Genomic DNA, 24,194 nt, shown 5'->3' with positions numbered 1-24,194 from the left:
TTTGAATCATTTTGCAAAACGCATAATCCCATGCCTCGACGTAAAAGACGGCAGGGTCGTAAAAGGTGTAAATTTCGTAGGACTTGTCGATGCTGGAGACCCAGTCGAGATAGCTAAAAGATACAATGACGAAGGCGCTGACGAGCTTTGCTTTTTGGATATCACAGCTTCTCACCTTGGCCGTGATACGATAGTTGATGTGGTAAAAAAGGTCGCAAGCAAGCTTTTTATACCGCTAACCGTTGGCGGTGGCATACGCACGATCGACGACATCTCTCGCCTTTTAAATGCAGGCTGCGACAAGGTGAGTCTAAACTCATCGGCGATAAAAGATCCAAATTTGATCGACGAAGCGGCTAAGAAATTTGGCTCGCAGTGCGTCGTCGTAGCGATCGACGCCAAAAAGATCGAAAATGGTTATAGTGTTTTTATAAATGGCGGCAGGATCGATACGAAAAAAGATGCCTTTGCTTGGGCAAAAGAGGTCGAGTCGCGCGGAGCAGGGGAAATTTTGCTAACGTCTATGGATAATGACGGCGTCAAACAGGGCTTTAGCTTGGAGCTAACAAAGATCTTTAGTGCGCTTTCTATACCGACTATCGCAAGTGGGGGTGCAGGGAAAATGGAGCATTTTAAAGATGCTTTTGAGGCCGGGGCTGATGCGTGCCTTGCTGCTTCGATATTTCACTTTGGCGAGATCGAGATAAAAAAGCTAAAAGAGTATCTTAAGACAAACGGCGTTGAGGTTAGACTTTGATGTTAGTTATCTCAGCTGGTAAAAATGAAATTTTTGACTTTGCCTTGCCGATGGGGGTGGGGCTAGTCGATATGGCGATAAATTTGACAAAGTTTTTGCAAAAAAGATCATGTGTGGGAGCAGATGAAAAGAGTATAAATTTAAAGAATATTGACCCACATTATCTTGCAAAGATCGAGGCTAAATTTGCAAACTCATCAAACCCAGAGCTGCAAAATTTATGCCAAAATTTATCAAAAAATCCTGAGCCAAATTTATATCAGATGCCAGAAAAGATAGTTTTTGTTGGTTCAGCTGGTCTATATAAAGATGGTGAAATTTTGCAAATTTATGAAAGCTCGGTTGGGGCAAATATTGAAATTTCTAGTATAAAAAATAGATCTTATTCGCCTATCGAGTGTGAAATTTCTTCTATCGTTTCACGTGGAACTATCAAAACAAATTCATCAAATTTCATAACGACAGACAAAAATTTGGCTCATAAGATGTTTGAAAAGGGTTATTTTTTAGAAAATATGGAGTTTTTTTCTATTCTAAAAGTGGCTCAAATTTTTAAAATTCCAGCTTATGGAATTTTCGTAGCGACAAATTTTTGCGATGAAAATGCGCATGCTGATTTTATAAAAAATCACGCAAAAGCCAAAGAGCTACTAACAAAATATGTAAAGGAAAATATGTGAAAAATTTGCTTGATCTTAGCATTGAAGAGTTAAAAGAGCTGGTCTCTCCCTCTTTTAGAGCGACGCAAATTTATGAGTGGGTTTACAAAAAAAATGCTACGGAATTTAGCCAAATGCTAAATTTGCCAAAAGATATGCGCCATGATTTGGCCGAGAAATTTTACCTCGATCCTCTAAAATGTGTGAAATTTGAGCAGAGTAGCGATGGCTCGATCAAGTATCTTTTCGAGTTAAAAGACGGGCTAAAGATAGAGAGCGTTTTGCTGCCGATGAAAGAGGAGATCAGCGACGAAGATGGCAAGATCAGTCGCCATGCTCGTTACACTGTTTGTGTTAGTTCGCAGGTTGGCTGTAAAATGGGCTGTGCTTTTTGCCTAACAGCAAAGGGCGGACTTGTTAGAAATTTGACTGCTGGCGAGATCGTAGGGCAAATTTTATGGATAAAAAGAGAGAATAACATACCATACGAGAGGCGCATAAATGTCGTTTATATGGGTATGGGTGAGCCGCTTGATAACCTTGCTAACGTTAGTAAAGCGATCAAAATTTTAGCACTTAATGAGGGTCTAGCTATATCACCACGCCGTCAAACCGTTTCAACTAGCGGCCTTGGTAGTCAGATAAAAAAGCTTGGCGAGATGGACCTTGGGGTCTTACTGGCTATATCGCTACATGCTGTTACTAATGAGCTTAGAAGTCGTCTGATGCCGATAAATAAGGCTTATAATATCGAGGCAGTTATGGATGCTGTTAGAGGATTTCCTATCGATATGCGAAAGCGTGTGATGTTTGAATACCTTGTTATAAAAGACCTAAACGATAGTGTTAGCGATGCGAAAAAGCTGGTTAAACTGCTTCACGGTATCAAGGCTAAGGTAAATTTGATCTACTTTAACCCGCATGAAGGTAGTGAATTTGGACGACCTGAGCTTTCTAGCATGCTAAAATTTCAAGAATACCTAAGAGATCATGGCATCACTTGTACGATCAGACAGAGTAAAGGGCTTGATATAAGTGCGGCTTGCGGACAACTAAAACAACGAAATGAAAATCCTAAATTTAAAGCTAACGTTAGCGATAATAGTGCAACTAAAGTACATGAAAACTTTGCTAACGATGAAACTAACGTGAGTAAAAAATGACAGCTCTTGATATCGCTGAGATAGTTTTTATAGTAATAGTTGCTGGTGTTGGACTTGGGTTGATTATAAAAGTTTTGAAAGAGGAAAATAAAGCCTCAAAATAATATCTAAGAAATTTGGCATGAAATTTTGTGGGTGAAAAACAAAAATACAAAGTTGATTACTAAAATTTAATTCTATCTTTTAACAGAAACTCTATTTCAAATTTAAAAGCAAAATTATGAAAAATTTTATAAATTATTTTTACTAGAAAGACTTTTTAAAATTTAAATGTTTTATTATTTGCTTCTTTTGCAAATTTATAAAACTCATTTTCGGCGTCAAATTTGCTTTTTATGGTGTAAAAAATTTCATCAAATTTAAATGAAATTTCGTCTGAGTGAAGTAAAAGCCTTTTTGCTCCAGTTAAATTTATCCGTTCACGCTCGCTCATCTCTTTGTCTAAAATTTTCTCGATCTGCGGACGAGACAAACCATAAAGTGGTTCGCCAAGGATCTTGTGTTTCACATGAAACAAATGCAACCGAATTTGATGCTGCCTGCCAGTGAGCGGGATAGCTCGAATTAAAGTCGTATCGATATCGTCAAAATATCTGATCGGCAAAATTTTAGTCACTGCGCTCTTGCCATTTTCACAAATTTGCATTCGCATTTTCACATCGTCGTAGTTGTTCGCTAGATCCATCTTAGCATCGATCGTAAATTCTCGCTCGATCTTGCCTTGCACCATCGCGACGTAGCTTTTAAAAACCTCTCTGTTTTCAAAGATTTTCTTTAGCTTTATCGTAGAATTTCTATCTTTTCCCACGACTATCACGCCACTTGTTTCGCAGTCCAGCCTATGTGCCACGCTCGCATCTCGCCCAAAAAGTGTGTAAATTTCATCATTTAGCGAGTAGTCGCAGTGTCTGCCATTTGGGTGGCTTAGCACGCCGCTTGGCTTGTCAAATACCGCAAAGCTCTCGCACTCAAAGATCGGCTTTAGTCCCTTTGGTTTGGCCTCATAGTCGATCAAAAAGACATCGCCACACAAAACGGCATTTTTCTCGCTCACGACACTGCTGCCACAGATCAGCCTGCCTTTATCGATGAGACGCTGGGTTTGGCTCATGTTAAAGCCATTTTGCAGTAAAATTTCATAAGCTTTTTGGTGATCTGCAGTAATGATAAATTTATTTACGTAGGGCAAAAATGATCCTTTTGAAAAACGAGTGAGCTATCTTAAGCCCAAATTTATAAGCGTATAACCGACATTTCAGCCCGGATTTTATATAATCAAAACTTAAATTTAGAGAAATTGCACGACGTGATTTCTGGCTCAAAAAGCCAAATTTATACTTTCAGGACAAAAGCAAACTAACACAAAAGGTTCAACAATGGTCGAAAGATACTCACGCAAAGAGATGGCTGAAAAGTGGAGCATACAAGCAAAATACGACGCTTGGCTCAAGGTAGAAAAAGCTGCCGTTAAAGCTTGGAATAAGCTTGGCTTCATAAGCGACAGTGACTGCGAGAAAATTTGCAAAAATGCTAAATTTGAAGTGGCTCGCATCGACGAGATAGAAAAGACGACAAAGCACGACGTTATCGCCTTTTTAACAAGCGTCAGCGAGAGCCTTGGCGAGGAGAGCAGGTTCGTACACTACGGCATGACCTCAAGCGACTGTATCGACACAGCCGTCGCACTTCAGATGAAAGAGAGCCTAGAACTCATCATCAGCGACGTTGAGGAGTTTATGCAGGCGGTCAAAAACAGAGCGAACGAGCACAAGCACACGCTCATGGTCGGCAGAAGCCACGGCATCCACGGCGAGCCGATAACTTTTGGCCTTGTGCTTGCCATCTGGTACGACGAGATCGCAAGGGCGCTAAAGCTCATCAAAGACGCAAAAGATACGATCAGCTATGGCAAACTCTCAGGCGCTATGGGAAATTTAGCCCACGCTCCGATGGAATTTGAAGAGCTAACATGCGAGGAGCTAGGCCTAAAAGCTGCCCCAGCGTCAAATCAAGTGATCCAGCGCGACCGCTACGCCCATGTGGTGAGTGCCATGGCTATCTTGGCTTCTACTTGCGAGAAGATCGCAGTTGCCATTAGGCACTACCAAAGAACTGAGGTTTATGAGGCGGAGGAGTACTTTAGCCCAGGACAAAAGGGCTCAAGCGCTATGCCACATAAACGCAATCCAGTGCTTAGCGAAAATATCACCGGCCTTTGCAGGGTGCTACGCTCATACGTCACGCCTTCTCTTGAAAACGTCGCACTTTGGCACGAGCGCGACATCAGCCACAGCTCGGTTGAGAGATTTATCCTGCCAGATATGTTTATCACGGCTGATTTTATGCTGGTTCGCATCAAAAATTTGATAGCAAATTTAGTCGTATATCCAGAAAATATGATGAAAAATTTAAATTTAACAGGCGGTCTAGTCTTTTCACAGCGCGTGCTTTTACAGCTGCCACAGCGTGGAATTTCTAGAGAGGACGCCTATAAGATCGTTCAGCGCAATGCTATGAAGGTCTGGGCGGACTTGCAAGAGGGCAAAAAAGCGATAGACGAGCAAGGTCACAGCTTATTTTTACAAAATTTACTAGCCGACGAGGACCTAACTAAGAGCCTTAGCAAAGATGAGATCAAAGAGTGCTTTGACTACAACTACTACACCAAAAATGTAGATAGAATTTTCGCCAGAGTTTTTGGCAAATAAATTTAAACGCAAGGGGTAAATTTAGCCCCTTGCAACTACCCTAATCACAAACAGCTTTAGCGTATCCATCGCAGCCGTCACGAGTAAATTTAACAACTTTGCCCCAGTCACAAATCAACCGCTACCCTTTTAAATTTATTTATCAAATTTAGCAGCAACGGCGGCCGTTTAACTGGGTCATCACACTTGGCATTTTTGCACTGTTTGTTTTCATATATGAGAGCTTTGGCTAAAGCACTTGATAAGCTCTATTTTTATCATTTTTTATTTATTTAGCAAAGAGAGTTTTTATATCTTTTTGGATAAAATCTCAAATTAAAATTTAAAACGGAGAGATATTTTTGAAAGTTATAAAACGTAACGGCAGAACAGAAGAGCTTGATATCAGCAAGATCAAAAAATATACAAACGAAGCGGTTCTAGGGCTTAGCAATGTAAGTCTTAGTGAGCTTGAGGTAGATGCGAAAATTCAGTTTAGAGATATGATAACGACTGAGGAAATTCAGCAAACTCTTATAAAAACAGCAGTTGATAAGATCGACATTGACCGCCCAAACTGGACATTTGTCGCTGCAAGACTATTTTTATTCGACCTTTATCACAAAGTGACTGGCTTTAACGGCTACAACCACCTAAAAGACTACCTTGCAAAGGGCGAAAAGGTAGGCCGCATCATCCCTGGACTAAAAGAGAAGTACGACTTAGAGGATTTAAACGCATACATCAAGCCTGAGCGCGACCTTCAGTTTGCATATCTTGGTATCAAAACGCTTTATGATCGCTACCTCATCAAAGACAAGAGCGGTATGCCTATCGAGCTGCCACAGCATATGTTTATGGCGATAGCGATGTTTCTTGCGCAAAACGAGCTAGACAGCCAAGGCTGGGCTAAGAAATTTTACGATCTTATCTCTAAATTTGAAGTGATGCTAGCTACCCCAACGCTCTCAAACGCAAGGACTACACGCCACCAGCTAAGCAGCTGTTACGTAGGCAGTACGCCTGATAATATCGAGGGCATTTTTGATAGCTACAAAGAGATGGCGCTACTTTCAAAATTTGGCGGCGGTATAGGCTGGGACTGGAGCAAGGTGCGTGCGATGGGCGGCAGTATCGACGGACACAAAAACGCAGCTGGCGGTATCATCCCATTTTTAAAAGTGACAAACGACATCGCAGTAGCGGTCGATCAGCTAGGTACTAGAAAGGGCGCGATCGCTGTTTATATCGAGCCTTGGCACATGGACGTGAGCGATTTTCTCGATCTTCGTAAAAACTCAGGTGAAGAGAGACGCCGCGCGCACGAGCTTTTCCCTGCGCTTTGGATAAACGACCTATTTATGAAGCGTGTCAAAGAAAATGGCCGCTGGAGCCTCTTTGACCCAGCTCAAGTAAGCGACCTTTGCGACCTTTACGGCGAGGAGTTTGAGAAGAGATATTTAGAGTATGAAAACGATGAAAATATCCAGAAAAACACCATCCTTGCAAAAGAGCTTTGGAAGAAAATTTTAACTAGCTATTTTGAAACGGGCATGCCATTTTTATGCTTTAAAGACAATGCCAACAAAGCAAATCCAAACGACCACGAGGGCATCATCAGAAGCTCAAATTTATGCACCGAAATTTTCCAAAACACAGCGCCAAACTACTATAAGATCAAGATCACTTATGAAGATGGCGGCGAGGAGCTATTTGACGAAGAAGAAGACATCACGGTCGATAGTGGCATAACTAAAAAAGCCAAAAAGCTTAGCGCGCTTGATAGCCTAAAAGGCAAGCAAATTTTCATCGTAGAAAAAGAGAGCATCGAGGGCAAAACGGCAGTTTGCAACCTTGCAAGTATAAATTTAAGCAAGATAAACAGCAAAGAGGACATCGAGCGTGTCGTGCCGATAGCTATCAGGATGCTTGATAACGTGATAGATCTAAATTTCTATCCACACAAAAAGGTAAAACACACAAACCTAGCCTCTCGCTCGATCGGCCTTGGCGTCATGGGCGAAGCGCAAATGCTAGCTGAGAAAAATGTAAAATGGGGCAGTTATGAGCATTTGGCGCTCATTGATAGCATAATGGAAAACATAAGCTACAACGCCATCTATGCTAGCTCAAATTTAGCCGTAGAAAAGGGCGTCTATCCAAAATTTGAAGGCTCAAAATGGAGCAAAGGCATCATGCCGATAGACACCGCAAACGAGAACGCAAAAGCCCTTTTAAACGATAAAGGCGGGCTATTTGACGAAAATGTCTGCGACTGGGACAAGCTAAGAGAAAAGGTCAAGCGCGATGGCATGAGAAATGGCTACCTAATGGCGATCGCTCCAACTAGCTCGATCTCGATCCTTGTTGGCACTACTCAGACCATCGAGCCAGTCTATAAACGCAAGTGGTTTGAGCACAACCTAAGTGGCATGATCCCAAATGTCGTGCCAAATTTAAGCCCTGATACGTGGCAGTTTTACACGCCAGCTTACGAGCTTGATCAAAGGATTCTCATAAAAGCAGGCGCGATCCGCCAAAAATGGATCGATCAAGGTCAAAGCTTAAATATCTTCATGAGCTTAGACAAAGCAAGCGGCGGATACCTAAGTGAAATTTACACGCTTGCATGGGAGCTCGGACTAAAATCAACCTACTATCTACGCTCTGAAAGTCCAGACAGCGAAAAGCTAAACGACGTAGCAGACCGCTCGATCGAGTGTGAGGGATGTCAGTAGTTAAATTTAAGAGAGAAATTTCTCTCTTAAATTTTTAAATTGTCTATTAAATTTATAAATTTACGGAAGTGTCACAAAACTTAATTTTATACCAAGCTCATCTGCTAGCTTGCTTAGCTTCTCGCTCTTTTCTATTCCTGCTGATATACAAAACTGCATACCATTTACGTTACGCTCTTTTAGTCTCGTAAAGATATTTGTCATGAGCGATTCTGTTTTCATCCCACTTTCGCCGTAGATGACAAAGGCATCCACACCTTCTTGTATTTTATCCGTTAGATTGTTGTAAAAACCTCCGTCGTTGTTTGAAACACTAGTTGTTGCGCTAGCTATTGCGTCAGCAAGAAAGCCACGACTTGGTACTAGCATAATGACTGTACTATCTGATTTTAGGGCGCATTTTGCAAAGCTTTTCATCATGCCATCTTCGGGTGATTTTACACCGTTGGATGATGCACAGCCAGCCAAAAGTAGACCTAGGGCGAGCATTGTGATTTTTTTCATTGAAACTCCTTTTTTTGAAAATCGACTAATATTAACATAAATTAAATAAAGATCTATATGGAAGAAAAATTTAAATCTATTATTTTAAAAAGTAAAACTAAAATAATTATTTAAGTAAAATAATTAAATTTTATTTTAAAATACTTAAAATACGTAAAAATATACTTAAGAAAACTCTCTAAAATTTTATATTTTTTGATAAATATTATTAAACAAAATAAAATAGTTATCTATCTTTTAAGCTTTCTTGTCCTATACTTTTAAACTCCATATCAAAAAAAACAATCAGAAAAGAGCAAGTGATGCGTGAAATTTTAAAACGAGATGGCACAAGGCAAGAATTTGTAGCATACAAGATAGTAGATGCGATAAAAAAGGCATTTGCAAGCGAAAATAAAGCTTATGACGAGCAAGTTTTTACAAACGTAGTCCAAGATATCTTTCAAAAATCAAGCGCGATAACAGTCGAAGACATCCAAGATGCGATCGAAAAAGAGCTATTTGACGGCGGACATTTTGAAGTTTTAAAGAGCTTCATGCTCTACCGCCACACGCACAAGCTCCAACGCGAACAAATTTTAGGCCTAAACGAAGATACGACCTATATAAACTCAACCCAGACGATAAATGAATATATAAACGGCACCGACTGGAGAATTTCTGCAAATTCAAACACGAGCTACTCAAACGCAGGCCTTATCAACAACACCGCTGGCAAAGTCATAGCAAACTACTGGCTAGACGCTGTTTATAACAAAGAGGAGGGGCTAGCTCACAGAAACGGCGACTACCACATCCACGATCTAGACTGCCTTACAGGATACTGCGCTGGCTGGAGCCTGCGAGCCTTGCTAAATGAGGGCTTTAACGGCGTTCGTGGCAGGGTCGAGAGCAGAGCGCCAAAGCACTTTAGAGAAGCACTCTATCAGATGGCAAATTTCTTAGGCATTTTGCAAAGCGAGTGGGCGGGCGCTCAGGCGTTTTCTAGCTTTGACACCTACCTTGCGCCTTATGTTTTTAAAGACGATCTAAGCGACGCCGAGATCAAAAAGGCGATAACTAGCTTTATTTTCAACTTAAACGTCCCTGCACGCTGGGGACAAAGCCCATTTACAAACGTAACCATAGACATCACTTGCCCAAGCGACCTAAGGGATCAGATACCAACGAGCGATGATATACACCTTTTTACAAATGTAAAAGATGAGAAAATTTTGAAAAAAGCAAACGAGCGTGGCAGAAAAAATTTGATCGATATGACCTACAAGGACTTCGAGCCTGAGATGGCGCGCATAGACAAAGCATTTTACGAGGTCTTAACAGCTGGCGACAAGTGCTCGCAGCCTTTTACATTTCCTATACCAACGGTAAATATCACAGAGGATTTTAACTGGAATAGCGAAGTAGCCGACGTGCTCTTTGAAAACACCGCAAAAATGGGCTCAAGCTACTTTCAAAATTTCATCGGCTCACAATACACTTACGACGAAAATGGCAACAAGATAGAAAACGAAAACGCCTACAAACCAGGCCACGTGCGCTCTATGTGCTGCCGCTTGCAGCTTGATCTAAGAGAGCTTTTAAAGCGCGGTGGAGGTCTTTTTGGAAGTGCTGAGATGACTGGCTCGATCGGAGTTGTGACTATAAATTTAGCCCGCCTAGGCTATAACTTCAAAGGCGATAAGGTCGCGCTTTACAACAGACTAAGCTACCTTTTAGAGCTAGCTAAATCAACCCTAGAGAAGAAGCGTAAATTTATACAAGAGATGTATGACAGAGGGCTTTATCCTTACACAGCTAGGTATCTAAAGCACTTTAACAACCACTTTAGCACGATCGGCATAAATGGCATGAATGAGCTACTTAGAAATTTCACTGGCGACAAAGAGAACATCTCAACTAAATTTGGACGTGAATTTGCCCTTGAGATGGTTGGCTTTTTACGTGATAAGATAAGGACATTTCAAGAAGAGAGCGGAAATTTATACAACCTTGAGGCCACACCAGCTGAGGGCACTACCTACCGCTTTGCCAAAGAGGATAAGAAGCGCTATCCAGACATTATCCAAGCAGGCGAGGGGGATAATATCTACTACACAAACTCAACCCAGCTACCTGCAAATTTCACAGACGACGCTTACGAAGCGCTTGATCTGCAAGATGAGCTACAAAGCGCCTATACTGGCGGCACCGTCTTTCACCTATATATGAAAGAGCGCATCAGCTCGGCTAAAGCTTGCAAAGAGCTTGTAAAGAGTATAATCTCAAACTACAAACTCCCATACATCACGATAACGCCGGTATTTAGCGTCTGCGCAAAGCATGGCTACATAGCTGGCGAGCATGAGTTTTGCCCACTTTGTGATGCAGAGCTTATAGAAAATGAAAAGAAAAAATCCAAATAAGGAGAGAAGATGACAGAAAAAGAAATCTTAGAAAAAGTGCAAGACAAACGCACAAGATGCGTGGTCTATACTCGTGTTATGGGCTATCACAGACCAGTTGAGAGCTTTAATCTCGGTAAAAAAGGCGAGCACAAAGAGCGTGTTAAATTTGACGAATACGCAAGTTGCTGCAAAAGATAAATTTCTTGCCTAAAAACAATAATAAATTTAAAAAAATCAATTAAAATGCAAACCAAAGGCACGCCCCTGTGCCTTTTAGTTTAAAAAAGGGTCAAAACTTGCAAAAAGTCTTTAGTATAACGCCATTTACGACGCTTGACTATCCTGATAAAGTGGCAGCTGTCATTTGGTTTGCAGGGTGTAATATGCGCTGTGGATACTGCTACAACATCGAGGTCGTAAAGTCAAATGGCACTATAAGTTTTAGCGAAGTTTGCGACTTTTTAGACCGCAGGGTCGGCAAGCTAAATGGCATCGTCTTTAGCGGTGGCGAATGCACAGCACACCCTCTTTTTTTAAGGCTAGCACGTGAGGTAAAGGCGCGTGGCTTTAGCTTAAAAGTAGATACTAACGGCTCGTATCGTGACGTCTTGAAAGAGGCGATAGATGAGGGGCTGATTGATTACATCGCGCTTGATTTTAAAGCTCCAAAAGAGAAATTTATAGGCATCACTGGCTCAAATTTATATGAGAAATTTGCCGCCACGCTTAGATACCTGCTTGAGATAAATTTTAAATTTGAAGTTAGAACGACCGTGCATGCGGACTTGCTAAGCGAAAAGGATATCTCTGAGATGTCCGAGCTGCTTTACGAGCTTGGGTATAGAGGGGATTATTTCTTACAAAAATTCTTTAACACTGGCGAAAATTTTGGAGGTTTAGGCGATCCAAAAAACAGCTTCGATCCAGATAAGATCACATCAAAACTACCTATCAGACTAAGAAATTTCTAAATTTAGCAAAGACTAAAAATAGCTAAAAATAAGAAAATTTAACTAAAATTTACACCAAATCACAAAAGCAAACAAGGAGAAAACTATGCAAAATTTCAGCTTTTTAAACCCAACTAAAATAGAATTTGGCAAAGACAAAGAGCAAAACATCGGCAAATATATGAAAGAATTTGGCGCAAAAAAGACACTCATCATCTATGGTAGCGATAGGATCATACAAAACGGACTTTTTGACATCGCCACAAAGAGCCTAAGCGCAAATGGCATCGAGTTTTGCAAGATAGGCGGCGTGAAGTCAAACCCAGTGCTAAGCAAGGTAAATGAGGCTATAAATTTAGCTAAAAAGCAAGGCGTCGATAGCGTGCTAGCCATAGGCGGTGGTTCGGTGCTTGACACGGCCAAAGCTGTGGCTGCTGGAGCGAAGTATAACGGCGATGTTTGGGACTTTTTTACTGGCAAATGCCCAAAAGAAGCGCTTATGATCTTTGACATCATAACACTAGCTGCAACTGGCTCAGAGATGAACGGCGGCGCAGTCGTCACAAACGAAGCCACAAAAGAGAAATTTGCCATGCACGGCGCTTGTCTTTACCCAAAAGTGTCGGTGATAAACCCACTTCTTCAAGCAAGCGTTAGCAAGGAGTACTTGGTCTATTCAGCCTCAGACATCATCGCTCACAGCATCGAGGGCTACTTTACGGCGAGCATCCAGCCTGAGATTATAAATTTATACATCGAAGCAAACATCAAAACGGTTATGAAAACGACTGAAATTTTACTAAAAGAGCCTGAAAACTACGACGCTAGAGGCGAGTTTGCCTGGGCTGCTACGATGGCGCTAAATGGCTTAACATACGTTGGCACTGCTGGCTACTCATATCCAAATCACATGATCGAGCACGCCATAGGTGCGGTGGTTGATTGCGCGCATGGAGCTGGGCTAAGTGTGGTTATGCCAGCTTGGATGAAGTGGTATAAGAGTAGAAATTTAAAGGCGTTTAAGCGCTTTAGTAAAGAAATTTTTGGCGTTGATGACGCAGACGTAGCCATAGAGAAGCTAAAAGAGTGGTTTAGCAAGATCGGCACACCAACAAGCCTCATAGAAATCGGCGTTGATGAGTCAAATTTAGACGAGATCATGGCGCTAGTTTATGACTACGCCAAGGGCAGGGGCTTGGAGCAAATTTATACAAAAGAGGCCATAAGCGAAATTTTTGCCTTAGCGAGATAGAATTTATCCAAAATTTACAAAGGATAAACATGAAAAAAGTCGCCCTTATAGCAGGAGCCAGCGGCGCTGTGGGAAGTGAAATTTTAAAGGATTTATGTGGGAGTGAGCACTATAACAAAGTGGTCGCCCTTGTTAGGCATGAGCTAGAATTTACCCATGAAAAGCTTGAAGTAAAGATAGTAAATTTTGATGATTTTAAAGATGAGGTGCCATTTATCGCTGATGATGTATTTTGCGCGCTTGGCACGACGATGAAAGCGGCAAAGCACAAAGAGCAGTTTTACAAAGTCGATGTGACCTATCCGATAAATTTTGCCAAATTTGGCTTGGAGTGCGGCGCAAAACGCTTTGTCTTGCTCTCAGCAGCAGGCGCAAACAGAAAGTCAGGCTCATTTTACCTAAAGGCAAAAGGTCAAGCAGAAGCAAAGATAAAAGAGCTTGGATATAGCTCATTTCACATCGCTAGACTGCCACTTATCGAGGCTGAGAGAAAGGAATTTAGACTTGGCGAGTACATGGCGATAAAGGCGTTTAAATTTATCCCAAAAGGTTTTTTCGACGAGTATCGTCCGATGAAGGCAGCTGATATCGCTAAAGTGATCGTGCAAGTAGCGCAAGATGACCACAGCGAGGGTGTCAAAATTTATAGTCCTATGGAGTATGCGAAGTGAAAAGATACATCGCCATCACTGGGGCAAGCTCAGGCATAGGAGCGGCCACGGCAAAGGCATTTGCAAGGCGCGGGGAGAATTTGATCCTTATCGCAAGACGGGGCGAGCTTTTAGAAAATTTAAAAAGCGAGATAGCTAAATTTGCAAATGTCAATGTGGTTATAGAGCTTTGTGACCTTTCAAAGCAAGAAAATGTCCTTTCTCTTTGGCAAAAATTAGAAAAATTTGAGCTAAAAGCGCTTATAAACAACGCTGGCTTTGGCGACTATAACAAGGTCGGCGAGCAAAATTTAGAAAAAATCACTCAGATGATAAATTTAAACATCATCTCACTTGTCACGCTCTCAACGCTATTTATGAAAAAATATAAAGACAAAGATACGCAGCTTATAAATATCTCTTCAATAGGCGGCTACAAGATAGTGCCAAACGCCGTCACATACTGCGCTAGCAAATTTTTCGTAAGTGCCTTTAGCGAGGGGCTTTACCACGAGCTAGCACAGGACAAGCAGGCGAAAATGCAGGCAAAAGTGCTGGCCCCAGCTGCCACAAAGACGGAATTTGGCATGGTGGCAACTAGCAAAGAGAGCTATGACTACGACAAGGCGTTTAAAAAGTACCACACGAGTGAGCAGATGGCAGAGTTTTTGCTTCGCCTTTATGATAGCCACTGCTGCGTTGGCTCGGTCGATAGAGATAGCTTTGAGTTTAGTCTAAGTAAGCCAAAATTTGACTATGCCCTCAAGTATGATGCAAAAAATATAGATAAATAAAGCCAAATCAAGGAAGCAAAATGGCACTACAAAAAGTTGATCTAAACAAGGCCTACCGCCTCATCAACCACGGCCCAACGCTCATCATCTGCGCAAGCCACGAGGGCGTCGAGGACGCGATGAGCGCCTCTTGGGTCTGCCCGCTAGACTACGACAAGATAACAGCAGTCGTAGCCTCTGGCTCATTTACGCGCACGCTTTTTGAAAAGAGCGGTAAATTTGGCCTTTGCGTGCCATTTTTCAAAGATACCGCCCTTATCGCAAGACTTGGCACGACCAGCATGCACAGCGACAAAGAGAAGCTTGCTGGCGTGGAGATGTTTTACGAAAATGGCGTGCCTTTGCTAAAAGAGTGCGCAGCCTACATGGTTTGCGAGATCATCAAAGACGCCAAAAACGAGAGTGAGTTTGACCTCTTTAAGGCCAAAGTCTTGGCAGCCTACGCCGATACGCGCGTTTTTGAGGGTGGTCACTGGAAATTTGAAAATTTAGATGATGGTCTAAGGACGCCTCACTACATAGCTGGCGGGCAGTTTTATGCTGACGGAGCGGCGAAATTTGAGGAAAAGGCAGCCATTATTGGTTAAAGGACGAAGTATGAAAAGCGCAAAATACTTAGTTTTGGCGGTTTGCTTGGCTGGTGCGTGCTTTGGAAATGAACTTAAATTTGATGAGAGTAAATTTGAGCTAAAAAGCGTGCAAGTTGGTGATAGGACGCTTAAATTTAGAGCTTACGAGGGCATAGTCTATGTGGCAAAGCCAGCTAGCGACTATGAGGTCTTAAATTTCTACGTGCCAGAGGGTAAATTTAGCGACCAAAAAGGGGCTATCTTTATGCCAAACGCTATCGGTGGCTACATGAGCGCTAAACCGCAAAAGCCAGAAATTAAAAACGAAAAGCCAAATGCCACTCTCGAAGCGCTTCTTAGAGGCTACGTCGTGGCAAGCGTTGGCGCTAGGGGTAGGACGCTAAAAGATGGCGAGCGCTTCATCGGCAAAGCCCCAGCTTCGATAGTTGATCTAAAAGCGGCCGTTAGATATCTAAAATTTAACGATAAATTTATGCCAGGCGACGCAAATAAGATCATCTCAAATGGCACGAGCGCAGGTGGTGCGATGTCGGCACTGCTTGGCGCTAGCGCAAACGCAAAAGAGTATGAGCCATATCTTGACGAGCTAGGCGCTGCAAAGGCGGACGATCAAATTTATGCAGTCTCAGCCTATTGTCCTGTTACAAATTTAGAGCACGAGGACGAGGCGTATGAGTGGATGTTTGGGGATTTGGATAAATTTGAAAGGATAGACTTTGCAAGCCTTGACGCGGCTAGCTTTAACGACAGGAGCAAAAAGCCAAAGATGATAGTAGGCGAGCTAAATGCCACACAAAAAGAGCTCTCACGTGAGTTAAAAGTCAAATTCCCAGCCTATCTAAACTCGCTAAATTTAAAAGACGCCAAAGGCCACGCACTAAGCCTTGATGAAAATGGCGAGGGCAGCTTCAAAGAGTATATAAACGCCCTCATCTCAAAGGCATTTACCGCTACAAAAAACAGCGACAAAAGCACGCTCACACCTAAATTTATAACTCTTGACACGCAGGGCTGCGAGCTTGGATATACGTTTAAGCTTGAGGACTTCATCGCCTCGCTAAAGCGCGCCAAAGCACCAGTTGCCTTTGACGGCCTAGCTCTTGAAAATGCTGAAAACGACCTTTTTGGCGACAGCAAAACGCCTGCAAAGCACTTTACTAAATTTGCCAAAGAGCGAAGTGGCGGCGAGATGGCGGAGGCTAGCGTCATAAAGATGATGAATGCGATGAACTACACCGCAAACAAAAATGGAGCGAAATTTTACCGCATAAGGCAGGGCACAAACGACACCGACCTAGCGCTTGCCGTGCCTGCTATGCTCGCACTCTCGCTTAAAAATGCTGGCAAAGAGGTTGATTTTGAAGCGGTCTGGGGGCAAGGACACGGCGGTGACTACGATCTAGACGAGCTTTTTGCTTGGATGAAAAGAGTTTTAGAAAAATAAATTTAAAGGAGAAAGTATGAGAAATTTAAAAATTTTCAAGGAGAGTAAAAATGAAAAATAAAGCATTAATTGCAGCATTTGCTGTAGGATTTGTTGGTTGCATAAATTTAAATGCCTATGATGGATCTGATGTTTTTAATAAACATTTAAGAGGAGAAGCTAAAGAAGAAGTGGTTGATTGTGATGATCCAAAAAATTTACCGCTTGATATAGGTGGAAGATTAATTGGTGGAAAAGAAGAGTGCTTTGTCAATCGCGGAACAGCTGCTAGAGCTAAACGCGAACTAGATATGACTATCGGTAGAAACCCAGTAACTGGCAAGGTCACATCAAAGGCTGAGCTACTAGGTGGCGACAAAGCTACAAATGACCTTGAAAAAGCGCAAAAGAGCTATGGCGACAAGAAATTTAAGCTAGAAGAGGCAGAAAAAGCCTATGATGATAACCCAAGCACGAAAAATTCTAACCGCTTAGAAAAAGCACGTAAAGCCTTTAAAAAAGCGCAGATCGATCTAAAAGGCGCAGAAGAGATAAAAGCTAAGGCTGATATGAAAAAGGCGAAGTGATAAGGGGAATTTGATGTTTAAAAAGCTATTTTTACTAGCAGTTTTGGCGGCGTTTGCCTTTGGGGCGGAGGCGAAAGTGAGCTTATATGAGCTGCTTGTGACACCAAATAACAAGACTTTGTTAAAGCAGCTTGGCAGGGAAAATATCCTAAGCTCAAAGAGCGAGCCAGGCACGCAGGCGATCTTTTTTGCGAGCGCAAAGAGCAAGCCAGAGCTATTTTACGTGCTTGAGTTTTACAAGGACGAGGCAGCTTATAAAAAGCATATAGGCTCGGCGCATTTTAAGAAATTTGCAAGCGCAAGCGCTGAAATTTTAGCTAGCAAAAAGGCTATAAACGTGAAAAAAAAGGCTGCGTTTTCAAAAAATTTAACGCCAGAGCGCCTAAAAGATGCCTACTTTCACATCACAAACTTAAGCCTTAAGGCAAAAAGCGATGCGAAATTTGAAAAGATCATCAAAAAATATATGCAAAAAAGCGTAGATGATGGTGCTTACGCGCAGTTTGCTTTTAGTCAAAAGGATGCGCCTAACAAGTGGGTGCTGGTTGAAATTTACAAAGACGAAGCTAGCTTTGAGAGCTACCGCCACAGCGAAAACTACAAGGCTTACGCCAAAGAGCGAGCTAGGCTAATAGATGAATTTGACGGCTTTGGCCTAAAAAACGAGATCTCATTTAGCAAGGTAAAATTTTAGGAGATTTATGAAAAAGATCTGCTTTTGCCATTTATAAGGCGGGCGTATTTGTTTGCAAGTAAATTTAAAGGAAAAAGATGTCTATCGTTACTATTAGTTTAAAAACAGATCTCATACCAAAAGAGAGGGCTGAGGAGCTTTTTGCCGAGCATAGAGGGTGGTTTATAAAGTATGTTGAGTATGTGGTTAGAGAATTTAAGGCTATTATGGGCAAGATTTCATGATACCAGCGAAATTTTATAGATATGTTTTTGCGTTTATAATGTCAGCATTTATGGCGTTTTTTATGTCATTTGTGCTGACGTATCTTAACCTTGGCTTTGTTGATGGTTTTGTGAAAATTTGGCTAATTGCTTATGTAAAAGCCTTTGTAGTGGCGTATCCTGTGCTTTTGCTAGTTTCGCCGTCTGTTGCAAAGATCACGCAAAATTTATGTAAAAAAGAGGGGTAAATTTGAAGTGTGGCTAGAGAGCCTAGCCACATGGAGTTTTATTTTAAAAGACCTTGTTTTTTCATTTGATCCATTACTTGAGCAAACATCTCTTTAGCTTGTTTGCAAGTAGCGTCTTGTTGCTCTTTTGGTAAAGAAGCTAGTTGATCCATTGATTGTTTCTTTTGATCCTCATACATTTTTACTTGTTGCTCTTGACCAGCTTGTTTGTAAGCTTCGACCATCTTATCGATGTCTGAGAAGTAAGACTTGCAAGTATCTGTAAGATCTGCAGCGTTTAGGCTTAGTGCAAAGCCAAGAGTGGCTAAAACTAGAAGTGATTTTTTCATTTTTTCTCCTTGTGAAAAAGTATGCGAAAGTATAACATTTTTGATAGTGGTTGTGTGCTTAAAAAATTATAAATTTAGCCAAGACAAGCGCCTTGGCTATTTTGGCTATTTTTAGCCTAAGAATTCGCGCTTAAAATACTCTTTTGGAGCTTTGCAAAGTGGGCAAGCGCCTGGAGCTTTTTTGCCTCTGTGAACGTGTCCGCACACCTCGCAAACCCAGATATCTTCTTCGTCGCTCTCAAAAAAGCCCTCTTCATCAAGCATCTTTTTAAGCTCTAAATACTCCCTCTCATGCTCAACTTCAACCTTGCCGATCGCGTTAAATAACCTTTCAACATCTTTTAACTCTTCTTCTTTTGCGATCTTTGCAAAGTCTGGATACATCGTCGTATGCTCGTAGTTTTCGCCAGCTGCAGCGTCAAGTAAATTTTTATCCATCTTATCGATCGGATCGTTCATCATCTCGTGATATTTCTTAAATTCAGCCCTTGCGTGCCATTTCTCGTTTTCAGCTGCCTCGTAAAAGTGTCTAGCTATCGCGTGGTAGCCAGCTTCTTTGGCTAGGTCGCCGTAAAGCTCGTATTTGTTTCTAGCTTGTGACTCGCCAGCAAATGCCTTCATCAAATTTACCGCTGTTAAATTTTCAGTCACGCATTTCATCTCTTCGCCGCAACAGGTTAATGTGCCGCCGCCAACTTTTTGAACCTCGATCTCGTTGCCGCATTTCTCGCATTTGTATGTTTCGTATTGTCTCATTTTGACTCCTATTTTGATAAAATTTGAGCCGATTATAACCTAATAAATGAAATATGTAAATAATAATTTTTATTGATAACGTATATTATTTTTATAAATTTGAAGTTATAATAAGATAAAAATTTAAAGGTGTAAGATGACTACAACGATTGATTTTAAAAATGCTGACTATGGATTTATCGAGCTTATAAAAGAGATGGCTAGGCAGGCAAATGTAGAATTTGAGCAAAGAGATAAAGTCTCAAGGCTTGATAGAGCTATCAAAGAGATCGAAAATGGCGAAGTAGAGAGATTTAAAACATTTGAAGAATTTGAAAAGAGCCTTGATGCTTGAGATAGAGTATTCAAAGAGTTTTAAAAAATCTTTTAAAAAGCTAAATGAAAACGAAAAAAAATTAACTAAAGATATCATCTGGTAGTTAGCAAATAACGAGGAATTAGCATCAAAGTATAAAGATCACGCTCTTATTGGAAGCTATAAAGGCTTTAGAGAGTGTCATGTTAAGCCAGACTTGCTCTTGATATATAAAAAACAAAACGAAATTTTACTTCTTACATGCGTTGAAATAGGAAGTCATAGCGAACTTTTTCAGTAAATTTAATAAAAAACAAAATCCATCATCATAAATTTAAAATAGACAAATTTCAGCCAAAATTTATTCTAGCGTTAAAAGTGCGGTTGAGCTTGGTTGTAGAATAACTCAAAATAAATCATCCAAAGGAGAATATTATGAGTTTTCTATCTAAATTTAGTAAGGCTATCTTTGCCGTTGCGGTAGCTGGAGCGATTAGTGCAAGTGCATTTAGCGAGGGCGAGGACTATGTCAAGCTCGAAAAGCCACTAAGTGTCGGACAAAATACACTAGTTAAGGTTTTTAGCTACGCTTGCCCATTTTGCTACAAGTACGACAAGAGCGTCACTCCAAAGGTAGTTGAGAAAATTCCTGGCCTAAAATACGAGCCATTTCACCTAAAGACAAAGGGCGATTACGGTGAGGTTGCGAGCAAGGTCTTTGCCGTGCTTATCACTATGGACGAGGCAAAGGGAGTGAGCTTATTTGATGAAAATTCGCTATTTAAAAAGGCTAAATTTGCCTACTACAAAGCTTATCATGACAAAAAAGAGCGCTGGGGCGATGGCAAAGACGCTGAGGGCTTTTTGAAAACTGGACTTGATGCAGCTGGCGTTAGCAAAGCAGACTACGAAAAAGAGCTAGCTAATCCAAAAGTGACTGAGCTACTTAAAAAGTGGGATGAGAGCTATGAGGTGGCTAAAATTCAAGGCGTGCCAGCATTTGTCGTAAATGGCAAATATCTCATCATGACAAAATCAATCAGCTCACTTGACGGCATGGCAGCACTCATCGAAGAGCTTCTTAAAAAATAAGGCGCCACATGAGCTTTTTTAAAAAAATGGCTAAATTTCAAGACTCACGCATCTCTTGGGCGATCCTGGTCTTTGTGAGCATCGCGCTTGTTATCATTGCGCACTCGCTCTTTCAAAACTACGCCTATATGCCCCCTTGCGAGCAGTGCGTCTATATACGTTTTGCCTTTTTATGCATGGCGCTTGGCGGAGTGATAGCTATCATAAACCCTAAAAATTTACTCTTTGCTCTAGTTGGCTATCTCTTTGCCTTTTGGGGAGCGGTGCAGGGCATAATGTATAGCGTAAAACTAGCTAAAATCCACGACGCGGTGCATGGTGATGATCCTTTTGGCGTGCAGGGCTGCTCTACTGAGCCACACTATCCATTTGGTTTGCCGCTTGAGAAGTGGGCGCCTGACTGGTTTATGCCTACAGGCGACTGCGGCTACGACAGCCCTATGGTGCCTGACGGCGCGGTGCTAAGCGATCTGCAAAAGAGCATAGTAGATCTCTACGCAGACGGCTGGTATCTTGTGCCGTCTTCTAAATTTATGTCGATGGCAGATTGCACGCTACTTGGCTTTAGCATTTGTTTTGTCGTGCTTGCACTTATGCTTGTTTCAAAGCTCTTATCTTTTATGAAATAAATTTTAGTTAGCCCTATTTTTGGGCTAACTTAGGATATACTGCGCGCATGGGTATTAATTTAAAATCACAAAATATTAAAATTTATGCGATCATCTTGCTAGCAAGCCTCTTTGTCGTGCTTCTTGGGCTAAACAGCTACAATAATGCAAAAGAAAAGATCATCGAGCTATCTGATAAAAACAACATCGCAGTTAGTAAAAACATCGTTAGCAACTTTCAAATTTGGCTTGATGAGCGCTTAAATTCGCTCATCCGTGCGTCAAAATTTATCCAAAACTCTGGCATCATAGATGACGATGCTAAGGTGGCAAATTTCATAAAGCTATTTAAAGAAAATGCAAAAGAATTTGATCTCATGCAGCTTCTAAGAGAGGATGGCGAGATCTTTGTAGATGGGCAAAAGATCTCAGAAGAGGTGATGTCAAAGCGTGAGCGAGCGGGGCTTATCTGGTATGTCGAGACAAAAAATACAAATGCCCCAAGCGTAAATTTCATGCAAAATCACAAAATTTTAAATGACTCTACTTTAAATTTATGCGTGCCAGTTGAAAAAGACGCGAAATTTGAGGCGGCACTTTGCGGTGTCGTGCGCATAGGCACTATCTTTGATAGTATCAAAAACTTTAGCCTTGCGCCAAATTCTTACTCATTTTTAGTAACTCACAGCGGCGAGATCCTCACATCGATGGCTGATGCGACGCTTAAAAGAGAGATAGAGGAGAAATTTAAGGAGCTATTTTTAAAAGATGAGGACATCACTAGCCTAAAGATAGGGCAAAATTTGATCCAAGTAGCCGAGATACCGACGATGAACTGGTTTATCGGAGCTGGCACAAACAACGAAGAAGAAATTTTAGCCATGACAAGAGAGGCGCTAAAAAACGCTCTAAATTTACTCTTTGCCTTCGTCGCACTTGCATTTTTGGCAAACAGCCTGCACAACTTCATGTATAACAAGATAAAAAAGGTGCAAGATGAGTATGAGACCTTGCTAGCGCACAGAGCCAAGATGAGTGAGGCTGGGGAGCTCATAAGCGGCATAAGTCATCAGTTCATCCAACCAGTAAATTCGCTAAAACTGATGCTAAGCTCGGCGATAATGCTAAAAAAAGAGGGCAAGCTAAGTGATGAGGAGCTTTTAAGTTTATTAAAAAAAGGGCAAAGCTCGATCGAGCTTCTTTCAAAAACAATCGAAATTTTTAGAAATTTTTACAAAAGCGCTGAAAATGTTAGCGAATTTGACATCCAAACAAGCATTAGAAATTTAATAACACTTATGCACACAGAGCTTAGCCGTGCAAATGTGAGCGTGAAATTTAGCGGTTTTGAAGAGATGAAGGTCTGTCAGATAGAAAACATCATCCAGCAAATTTTGCTAATCCTAATCCACAACGCAAAGGACTCACTAGTTGAAAGCTACAAAGATGAGCCGCTAAAACGCGTGATAGAGCTTAAATTTAGAAGCTTTGAAGATAAGTGCTACATCGGCGTTTATGATAGTGGTGGCGGCGTGAGCTACGAGATGAGTAAGAAAATTTTTACCTGGCTAAACACGACTAAAAAGCAAGGAAATGGCATAGGACTTTACTTTGCTAAAAAGCTCGCACGTGAGAAGCTAAATGGCGACATCACGCTTGTGCACAACCTAAAGCCAACGATTTTTGAGCTAAGCTTTGATAAGAATTTAAAGGGTTAAAAGATGCAAGAGGCACTAGAAATTTTAAAAAAAGTATCTATCTTAGTAGCTGAAGATGACGAGATGGCAAGGGAGCTCATCATCACTGGGCTTAAGCCATACTGTGGTCAGGTCGTAGGCGCAAAAGATGGGCAAGATGGGCTGGAGAAATTTAAAAAGCAGGGCTTTGACATCGTGATGAGCGACATTCACATGCCAGTATTAAATGGCTTTGAGATGATGAATGAGATAAAAAAGCTAAAACCTCATCAGAAATTTATCGTCTTTACCTCGTATGATAGCGATGAAAATTTGATCAAGAGCTATGAGCAGGGGGCGATCTTGTTTTTGAAAAAGCCTATCGATATAAAGGATCTTAGATCGATGTTGATAAGCCTAAGCTTTGAGCGAGATGAGAAGCTAGTGCGCCTAAGTGATGAGGTGAGTATAAATTTAAAAAGAGAGAAAATTTATAAAAATGGCAGCGAGCTATACCTTAGCTTCTTGCAAAATAAGATATTTTGGCTATTTGCTTACAACCTAAACAAGCTCGTGACCTACGAGATGATAGAGGAATTTGTCTATGAGAGCACCGAGGTGAGCAAGGCTGCTATACAAAATGTCGTTTTGCGCCTAAAACGCGAGCTTGGCGTTAAATTTAAAAACATCAGCGAGAGTGGGTATATCTTAGTAGCTGAGTGTGAAAAAGCATAAATTCAAAATAGCAAAATTAATATTTTTATCTAATAATATCTTAAAGGTAGTGATAAATTTATGTCACTACAAGCTAAAATTTATAGAAAAAGAGATGAAAATTTGCAAAATTTGATAGATAAACTTAAGAAAATTTATGTCACAAGTGGGTATAAATTTATGATAGTTATAAATAAAAAACATTTTGATATAAAAAGTCTAAATTTAGTTGCAATAAGGCTAGATAAAGGCTTTTTTGATTAAGAATTTATACGTTTAAAATGAAAAAAATTTTGTGACATTTTTGGGTTATTTTATCAACTACTATATCATTTTGATGAACAAAAACTTAAAATTTTAAAATTTATATAGATAAATATAAAAATTTTCACACATTTATAAAAAATTTACACATTATTAACCCCTAAACTTAGGCTT

General features: G+C 41.0%; 25 protein-coding genes and 2 pseudogenes. 23 read left to right on the top strand and 4 right to left on the bottom strand.

Annotation, left to right across the window (positions count from 1 at the left end):
* Position 1: 1 nt before the first annotated feature.
* From hisF to rlmN, 3 genes are read left to right on the top strand one after another with little or no spacing between them, the layout of a single operon-like run.
* Positions 2-757, top strand: coding sequence for an imidazole glycerol phosphate synthase subunit HisF (gene hisF / locus CVT00_RS09940; protein WP_103636736.1), 756 nt, complete (start codon positions 2-4; stop codon positions 755-757).
* Positions 757-1,437 (top strand): purine-nucleoside phosphorylase, encoded by a 681-nt coding sequence (locus CVT00_RS09935; RefSeq protein ID WP_107915170.1) that lies wholly within the window; start codon positions 757-759, stop codon positions 1,435-1,437. Before hisF ends, CVT00_RS09935 begins: the two co-directional genes overlap by 1 nt.
* Positions 1,434-2,579 (top strand): 23S rRNA (adenine(2503)-C(2))-methyltransferase RlmN, encoded by a 1,146-nt coding sequence (gene rlmN / locus CVT00_RS09930; RefSeq protein WP_107915172.1) that lies wholly within the window; start codon positions 1,434-1,436, stop codon positions 2,577-2,579. Before CVT00_RS09935 ends, rlmN begins: the two co-directional genes overlap by 4 nt.
* A 259-nt stretch (positions 2,580-2,838) precedes the next feature.
* On the opposite strand, the gene CVT00_RS09925 is transcribed toward rlmN, so the two are convergent.
* Complete coding sequence (locus CVT00_RS09925; RefSeq protein ID WP_107915174.1) at positions 2,839-3,768, bottom strand: pseudouridine synthase family protein; 930 nt, start codon at positions 3,766-3,768, stop codon at positions 2,839-2,841.
* A gap of 187 nt (positions 3,769-3,955) precedes the next feature.
* Here CVT00_RS09925 and purB point away from each other — a divergent pair, with 187 nt between their 5' ends.
* Both purB and CVT00_RS09915 read left to right on the top strand, forming a co-directional pair.
* Positions 3,956-5,287, top strand: a complete 1,332-nt coding sequence (purB, locus tag CVT00_RS09920; RefSeq protein WP_107915176.1) for an adenylosuccinate lyase — start codon at positions 3,956-3,958, stop codon at positions 5,285-5,287.
* 341 nt (positions 5,288-5,628) lie between these two features.
* Positions 5,629-8,004 (top strand): ribonucleoside-diphosphate reductase subunit alpha, encoded by a 2,376-nt coding sequence (locus CVT00_RS09915; protein WP_103557809.1) that lies wholly within the window; start codon positions 5,629-5,631, stop codon positions 8,002-8,004.
* A 60-nt stretch (positions 8,005-8,064) separates the two neighbouring features.
* Here the strand turns inward: CVT00_RS09915 and CVT00_RS09910 are convergent, their stop codons facing one another.
* Positions 8,065-8,508: a hypothetical protein gene (locus tag CVT00_RS09910; protein WP_103557808.1), complete on the bottom strand. Its 444-nt coding sequence runs from the start codon at positions 8,506-8,508 to the stop codon at positions 8,065-8,067.
* A 302-nt stretch (positions 8,509-8,810) separates the two neighbouring features.
* Between CVT00_RS09910 and CVT00_RS09905 the strand changes: the two are divergent.
* The 11 genes and pseudogenes from CVT00_RS09905 to CVT00_RS09850 all read left to right on the top strand — a co-directional run bounded on the left by CVT00_RS09905 (position 8,811) and on the right by CVT00_RS09850 (position 18,286).
* Positions 8,811-11,093: pseudogene (locus CVT00_RS09905) on the top strand (ribonucleoside triphosphate reductase).
* 68 nt (positions 11,094-11,161) lie between these two features.
* The gene (locus CVT00_RS09895; protein WP_103558018.1) at positions 11,162-11,866 is read left to right on the top strand and encodes an anaerobic ribonucleoside-triphosphate reductase activating protein; all 705 of its coding nucleotides are present in this window, start codon (positions 11,162-11,164) and stop codon (positions 11,864-11,866) included.
* Between the two features lie 85 nt (positions 11,867-11,951).
* Entirely contained in the window at positions 11,952-13,097 is a 1,146-nt protein-coding gene (locus CVT00_RS09890) for an iron-containing alcohol dehydrogenase (protein ID WP_107915180.1), read from the top strand.
* 29 nt (positions 13,098-13,126) lie between these two features.
* The gene (locus tag CVT00_RS09885; protein ID WP_107915181.1) at positions 13,127-13,768 is read left to right on the top strand and encodes an NAD(P)H-binding protein; all 642 of its coding nucleotides are present in this window, start codon (positions 13,127-13,129) and stop codon (positions 13,766-13,768) included.
* A complete protein-coding gene (locus CVT00_RS09880; protein WP_107915183.1) occupies positions 13,765-14,541 on the top strand; it encodes an SDR family NAD(P)-dependent oxidoreductase in 777 nt (258 codons plus the stop codon). Before CVT00_RS09885 ends, CVT00_RS09880 begins: the two co-directional genes overlap by 4 nt.
* Before the next feature lie 20 nt (positions 14,542-14,561).
* Complete coding sequence (locus CVT00_RS09875; protein ID WP_107915185.1) at positions 14,562-15,128, top strand: flavin reductase family protein; 567 nt, start codon at positions 14,562-14,564, stop codon at positions 15,126-15,128.
* Positions 15,129-15,138: 10 nt separating this feature from the next.
* A complete protein-coding gene (locus tag CVT00_RS09870) occupies positions 15,139-16,575 on the top strand; it encodes a subtype B tannase (RefSeq protein ID WP_196376857.1) in 1,437 nt (478 codons plus the stop codon).
* A 50-nt stretch (positions 16,576-16,625) separates the two neighbouring features.
* Positions 16,626-17,141, top strand: a complete 516-nt coding sequence (locus tag CVT00_RS09865; RefSeq protein WP_107915187.1) for a hypothetical protein — start codon at positions 16,626-16,628, stop codon at positions 17,139-17,141.
* A gap of 13 nt (positions 17,142-17,154) precedes the next feature.
* Positions 17,155-17,835, top strand: coding sequence for a putative quinol monooxygenase (locus CVT00_RS09860; RefSeq protein WP_107915189.1), 681 nt, complete (start codon positions 17,155-17,157; stop codon positions 17,833-17,835).
* A gap of 77 nt (positions 17,836-17,912) precedes the next feature.
* Complete coding sequence (locus tag CVT00_RS09855) at positions 17,913-18,059, top strand: hypothetical protein (protein ID WP_159071274.1); 147 nt, start codon at positions 17,913-17,915, stop codon at positions 18,057-18,059.
* Complete coding sequence (locus CVT00_RS09850; RefSeq protein ID WP_002940611.1) at positions 18,056-18,286, top strand: DUF2798 domain-containing protein; 231 nt, start codon at positions 18,056-18,058, stop codon at positions 18,284-18,286. Before CVT00_RS09855 ends, CVT00_RS09850 begins: the two co-directional genes overlap by 4 nt.
* A 38-nt stretch (positions 18,287-18,324) precedes the next feature.
* On the opposite strand, the gene CVT00_RS09845 is transcribed toward CVT00_RS09850, so the two are convergent.
* Positions 18,325-18,615, bottom strand: a complete 291-nt coding sequence (locus CVT00_RS09845; RefSeq protein WP_002940734.1) for a DUF5339 domain-containing protein — start codon at positions 18,613-18,615, stop codon at positions 18,325-18,327.
* A gap of 111 nt (positions 18,616-18,726) precedes the next feature.
* Positions 18,727-19,371, bottom strand: coding sequence for a ferritin family protein (locus CVT00_RS09840; protein ID WP_107915191.1), 645 nt, complete (start codon positions 19,369-19,371; stop codon positions 18,727-18,729).
* 136 nt (positions 19,372-19,507) lie between these two features.
* Between CVT00_RS09840 and CVT00_RS09835 the strand changes: the two genes are divergently transcribed.
* The 7 genes and pseudogenes from CVT00_RS09835 to CVT00_RS09805 all read left to right on the top strand — a co-directional run bounded on the left by CVT00_RS09835 (position 19,508) and on the right by CVT00_RS09805 (position 24,020).
* Positions 19,508-19,705, top strand: coding sequence for a hypothetical protein (locus CVT00_RS09835; RefSeq protein WP_196376856.1), 198 nt, complete (start codon positions 19,508-19,510; stop codon positions 19,703-19,705).
* Positions 19,695-19,967: pseudogene (locus tag CVT00_RS09830) on the top strand (type II toxin-antitoxin system YafQ family toxin). The gene CVT00_RS09835 and the pseudogene CVT00_RS09830 overlap by 11 nt, the downstream one beginning before the upstream one ends.
* Before the next feature lie 134 nt (positions 19,968-20,101).
* The gene (locus CVT00_RS09825) at positions 20,102-20,758 is read left to right on the top strand and encodes a thiol:disulfide interchange protein DsbA/DsbL (RefSeq protein WP_107915193.1); all 657 of its coding nucleotides are present in this window, start codon (positions 20,102-20,104) and stop codon (positions 20,756-20,758) included.
* A gap of 8 nt (positions 20,759-20,766) precedes the next feature.
* The gene (dsbI, locus tag CVT00_RS09820) at positions 20,767-21,387 is read left to right on the top strand and encodes a protein-disulfide oxidoreductase DsbI (protein ID WP_107915195.1); all 621 of its coding nucleotides are present in this window, start codon (positions 20,767-20,769) and stop codon (positions 21,385-21,387) included.
* Between the two features lie 47 nt (positions 21,388-21,434).
* Positions 21,435-23,084 (top strand): sensor histidine kinase, encoded by a 1,650-nt coding sequence (locus CVT00_RS09815; RefSeq protein ID WP_107915197.1) that lies wholly within the window; start codon positions 21,435-21,437, stop codon positions 23,082-23,084.
* A gap of 3 nt (positions 23,085-23,087) precedes the next feature.
* A complete protein-coding gene (locus tag CVT00_RS09810) occupies positions 23,088-23,777 on the top strand; it encodes a response regulator transcription factor (protein ID WP_107915199.1) in 690 nt (229 codons plus the stop codon).
* A 60-nt stretch (positions 23,778-23,837) separates the two neighbouring features.
* On the top strand, positions 23,838-24,020 hold the full coding sequence (locus tag CVT00_RS09805) for a hypothetical protein (RefSeq protein ID WP_107915202.1): 183 nt from the start codon (positions 23,838-23,840) through the stop codon (positions 24,018-24,020).
* The last annotated feature ends 174 nt before the right edge of the window (positions 24,021-24,194 follow it).

The sequence above is a fragment of the Campylobacter concisus genome, from assembly GCF_003048675.2.
GTDB classification, from domain to species: Bacteria; Campylobacterota; Campylobacteria; order Campylobacterales; family Campylobacteraceae; genus Campylobacter_A; species Campylobacter_A concisus_F.
Note: the sequence above shows the minus strand (reverse complement) of the source record. Positions and strands in the feature narration are given on the sequence as shown.